Origin of the sequence: Myxococcus sp. CA039A (assembly GCF_013336645.1) — a bacterium.
Lineage (GTDB): Bacteria > Myxococcota > Myxococcia > Myxococcales > Myxococcaceae > Myxococcus > Myxococcus llanfairpwllgwyngyllgogerychwyrndrobwllllantysiliogogogochensis.
Window position 1 is genome coordinate 1 of the sequence record NZ_JABUMQ010000546.1, and the last position, 3,899, is coordinate 3,899.

General features: G+C 71.6%; 3 protein-coding genes and 1 pseudogene. 2 read left to right on the forward strand and 2 right to left on the reverse strand.

Annotated features, from left to right (window positions below; translation table 11 throughout):
• Nucleotides 1-674 (forward strand): annotated as a pseudogene (locus HR086_RS45350) (hypothetical protein); the annotation flags it as partial.
• Between the two features lie 39 nt (nucleotides 675-713).
• Here HR086_RS45350 and HR086_RS45355 read toward each other — a convergent pair.
• A complete protein-coding gene (locus HR086_RS45355) occupies nucleotides 714-1,454 on the reverse strand; it encodes a transglycosylase domain-containing protein (protein WP_174457408.1) in 741 nt (246 codons plus the stop codon).
• Nucleotides 1,455-1,542: 88 nt separating this feature from the next.
• Between HR086_RS45355 and HR086_RS45360 the strand changes: the two genes are divergently transcribed.
• A complete protein-coding gene (locus HR086_RS45360; RefSeq protein ID WP_141649302.1) occupies nucleotides 1,543-2,235 on the forward strand; it encodes an NAD-binding oxidoreductase in 693 nt (230 codons plus the stop codon).
• Here the strand turns inward: HR086_RS45360 and HR086_RS45365 are convergent.
• Complete coding sequence (locus tag HR086_RS45365) at nucleotides 2,229-3,866, reverse strand: WD40 repeat domain-containing protein (RefSeq protein ID WP_174468764.1); 1,638 nt, start codon at nucleotides 3,864-3,866, stop codon at nucleotides 2,229-2,231. The two genes, HR086_RS45360 and HR086_RS45365, sit on opposite strands and share 7 nt — an antisense overlap.
• Between the last annotated feature and the right edge of the window lie 33 nt (nucleotides 3,867-3,899).

Below are 3,899 nucleotides of genomic sequence, written 5' to 3' on the forward strand. Positions count from 1 at the left end.
CTCCGGAGCTGACGCCGGAGAAAGGCGCCCGGCCCGCTCCCCAGCCCACCGGCACGCGCAAGTACCTGCCCGTCGCAGTCGCCCTTGGAACCTCCGTGGCGCTGCTCGCCGGAGCCGCCGCCATCGTCTTCCGGGAGCCGCCCCGCGCCGTGCCGCTCACGCATGCCGCCGCGCGGGAAGACGTCCCCTCGCGCGAGGTCCTCGCCGAGCCGCCTCCGCCCGCCCCGCTCGCGACTGGCGCACTGGACCAGCCAGGAGGCAGCCCAGCCCCGGCCGAAGAAGACGCGGCCCCCACGCCGCTCGACACGAACGGAGCGCTGGCGGCCACGGCCCCCGCTGACCACGCGGAGCAGGCGCCTCCCACGGCCCGCCCACCGCCCGCGCTCGAGGAGCCGGAGACCCCCGCCGTGGCTCGCTCCGGTCGCCCCGCGAGCACCTCCAAGCCCACGGTCAGCGCGGACGCGATGTCCCGGGGCAGGCTCCTCAAGCGCATCGACTCGCTGGAGGAGTCGATGCCGGAGCTCATCGGTCAGGGCCGCGTGACGAGCCCCGACGCGATGCTGAATCTGCTGACGAAGTACCGGCGGCAGGCCGAAGCGGCCGAGGACACGGAGACCCGCCGTGACATCAACAAGCGGCTCAACTCGCTGGAGAGCATGTTCATCAAGCCCTGAGCACCGGGCACAACGAGGCCCTCCAGCACGTCGTGCGCGCTACTCCAGGCAGCCCAGCTTCTGCGACGTCGCGTTGCGAGCCCGGTCCTCGCTCACCAGCTTCCACCCCGCGAGGTCCGCCAGCAGCGTGTCCCGGTCCTGACGCAGCACCGTGGGGTTCTTGCACTGGCGGATATCCCAGTAGCGATAGAAGGGCGGCAGCGCGAGCTGGAGCTCCGCCAGCTCCGGGAGCTGCAGGTCGCTGAGCTCCTTCTTGAAGAGGGTGAAGGCCGCGTCCTCCACGCCCACGACGCCCCGCTCGAAGTAGAGGATGGCCAGGTCGTAGGCGATGAGCTGGTCCTTCTGCATGAAGGCGTGCAGCCGGTGCGCGGCCACGGTGAGCTGGAGGTTGCCGGAGATGCCCAGGCCCTGGGCGATGCGCATGGCCAGCAGGCGCTCACAGGCGCCCTCTCCCGGAGGCGCCGTCCCCACCGTCGCGCCGACAAAGAGGCGCCACGCCCACGCCGCCCCGTCCTCGCGCGGCGTCTGGAAGTAGCGGGGGCACTCCATGTGGCGGATATAGAGCGCCACCAGGTCCTTCGGCAGGCGCGAGAAGTCGGGGCGGTTGAAGGCGATGGGACGGGGGTTGCGCTCGGACTGCCCGGCGCGGAGGCTCATCCGCTCGCCTTCGATGCTGTGCTTGAGCAGCTTGTCGACGTCGAACTCGCTCTCCAACTGGGGCAGCTTGCTGGCCGTATAGAGATACGTCAGCGGAATGAGCACGCCGGCCAGGCCGAGCATGAACAAGACTATCCAGAGAAGACTCTTCACCGCCCCAGGCTACCAGGGGCAGCACGCTCCCGGCACACGGGTTAAAACCGCACTCACCATGCCCGACTGGCATCCGGCCATCGTCACCTCCCGCGCCCCCGCAGCCGACGGGCTCACCGACCTCGTGCTCGACATCCAAGGCACGCCCCTTGTGGGGACCCACGCGCACCCAGGGCAATACGTCCGCCTCTGCCTGCCCGGAATGGAGGCGGGCCTGTTCGCCATCGCCTCCCCGCCCGAGCCGCGAGGCGCACGGTGGGAGTTCCTCCTCAAGGACGGCAGCCCGCTGCCCGACGCCCTCATCCGCCTTCCGCCAGGCGCCCAGGTCCACGTGTCGGCGCCCGAGGGGAAGGGCTTCCCACTGGAGCGGGCCCGAGGACATGACGTGCTCCTCTTCGCCACCGGCTCCGGCATCTCCGCCATCCGCCCCGTCATCGCCAGCATCCGCCGCGAGCGGGAGGCCTTCGGCCGCGTGAAGCTCTACTTCGGCGCGCGCACCCCCGGCGCCTTCGCGTACCAGGGAGAGCTGCATTCCTGGGAGGAAGGGGGCATCCAGGTGGTGCGCACCGTCAGCCAGCCCGGCGTGAGCGGCTGGCTGGGCCTCACCGGCTACGTGCAGGCCCACCTCGGCGAGGACACGGTGGGGGACTCCAGGGCCTTCGTCTGCGGACAGTCGAGGATGGTGCAGGGAGTCATGGACGCCCTGAAGGACCGGGGCGTGCCCCGAGAACACATCTTCTTCAACTACTGAGCGGCGGGCGCCCCAGGGGACACCACGGAGGCGCCCTCCGCGTAGCGCACGTCGAGCAGCACCGCGGACGGCTCGCTCTCCCCGGTGCGGCTGGCCACCTGCGGCGTCCACGCGGCCACGCCCACCAGGCGCCCGTCCGGGCTGAAGCGCACGCGGCGCACGGACCAGTCGAACGTCTGCGTCCCGCGCGCGGTGGGCTCGCCCTCGGTGAAGAGGTGCACCTTCTTGTCCCAGCCTCCGGAGACGAGCGAGCGCCCGTCCGGAGAGATGGCCGCGGTGGACACCACGCCGTGGTGCACCGGCCACTTGTGCAGCACCTGTCCCGTGGCCGCGTCCACCACCGCGCCCGCGTTGAAGGGCCCCCGCGGCTCCTCCACGCCCTGACGCTCACGCTCGTACACGTTCCTGTCCCGCTCCGGCTTCTGCTCCGAGAGGCCCACGCCCAGCCGCTGCCCGCGCGCGTCCACGGTGACGTCGCTGACGTACGCGGGGAAGGTGAAGTCCGAACGCGCCGCCAGCACCAGCGTCTCCACCGTCGCCGCGCCTTCCGGCGCCGCGGACTTCAGCGTGAAGAGGGCCTCGTGGTTGACCTCGTCGAAGGACACGCCCACCCGCTCGGTGAAGGGAGCGCCCAGCACGCCCTGCACACCCTGGGGCACGCACGCGTCACACACCGCCACGTCCACGTCGCGCACCACCAGCGACTTGAAGCGCAGGGACTGGCCCCGCGCCAGCCGCGCCTGGGTGGTGCCCAGCGGACCCGGCACGTCCAACGTCTCCTTCAGGAAGGCCACGTCGATGCCCGCCGCAGTGGCCGCCTCTCCGGTGACGACGATGGCGGGCACGCGCGCGTCCAGCGCGAAGCTGACGGGCGCCTTGCCATTCACCGAGCCGCCCACCACCGCCGAGCCGCCCCGTCGCTCGAAGCGCGCGCGCGTCGCCTGTGAGGACAGGGACTCCAGCCCCGTGCGCCACGCGCGCACGTGTTTGTCCCAGCCGCCCGAATACAGCGTCCCGTCCGGCGCGAAGGCCACCGCGCTCACCGGCCCCTCGTGCCCGCGCTCCTCGGAGGCATGGGCCAGGTCCGGCACGGACAGCACGGTGAGCAGACCCTTCACGCCCCCCGCCACCAGCCAGCGGCCCTCCGGGTGGAAGGCCACCACGGTGAGTGGCTCCTCGGTGACGCGAACGCCGCGAGCCTCGCCCGTGGCCGCGTCGAACAGGCGCACGGCGCCATCACGGCCCGCGGTGGCGACAAGTCCGCCGTCCGGCGAGAAGGCCACGCCCTCCACGTCGAACTCGTACGCATTGATGAGCGGGTCGCCCAGTTTCCGGGGCGGTGTCTCCAGCGCCCAGATGGACAGGAAGTAGGAGCGCGCGCCCAGCCGCGTGTACGCGACGCGGTGCTGACGGGGCGAGAAGTCCAGGCCCCAGATGAAGTCAGCCCGGTTGAGGATGGGGCCCTTGTCGAGCCCCGCCGTCGCGCCGGTGAGAAAGGCGCCCTGCGTCTGACCCAACCGCGCTTCCACGTCGGGAGCCAGCCGCGCCTTGAACGCCGCCGCGATGGACGGCCACTGCTCTTCTGTCAGCCGGTCCACGTGATACGCCGTGAATGGCGGCAGGACCTCCATGCCGGGATAGAAGAGGACCCCGTGCTGGATGGG